The organism is Bartonella sp. CE47NXGY (genome assembly GCF_042195415.1).
GTDB lineage: Bacteria > Pseudomonadota > Alphaproteobacteria > Rhizobiales > Rhizobiaceae > Bartonella.
Genome location: NZ_JBHIOI010000270.1, coordinates 1 through 590 on the forward strand (window position 1 = coordinate 1; position 590 = coordinate 590).

Genomic DNA, 590 nt, shown 5'->3' on the forward strand with positions numbered 1-590 from the left:
TTTTTCCATAAAATAAACAGCAAATTTCACTATTTTGCTGATCTGATCTCTCTCATGGGCTGCGTATAAACAGCATTTAAAAAACTTTTGAAAAAATTATCGGCTTTTTTAGCATTTTTCTGCATTTTTTCTCAATTCATTCAAAATGGATTTAATAAGCTTCGTTTTAATTCTTTTGAAGAGACTTAAACCCCTTATACGAAAACGGAACTCTGTTGTAACAGGGCGTGAACTGGATCATTTGCACGTGAATTATGAAACTGTAAAACCTTATCCCGTAACCTTTAAAAAAGGTAATCCAAAAGTTACAGAGATCTCTAATCCAGAAAAATTCTATTACGTGACTGAAATGAAATTCGCAAAAGCAGGTAAAGAGAAAGATAAAACCACTGTTATTTATAATAACAATATCACAATAACAGATATCCCTCTTGACGCTTGTGAGTATATCGTTAATGGTAAATCCGCTCTTGAATGGGTTATGGGGCGTCAATGTGTTAAGACTGATAAAAAGAGTGGCATTGTTAATGATGCCAATCGTTATGCTGTTGAAACCATTGGCAACCCTGCCTACCCTCTAGAGTTATTTC

At 34.1% G+C, this 590-nt stretch carries 1 pseudogene; it reads left to right on the forward strand.

The features are described 5' to 3' along the window. Positions 1 to 214: 214 nt before the first annotated feature. Positions 215 to 590, forward strand: a pseudogene (locus ACFIL3_RS11045) (type ISP restriction/modification enzyme); the annotation flags it as partial.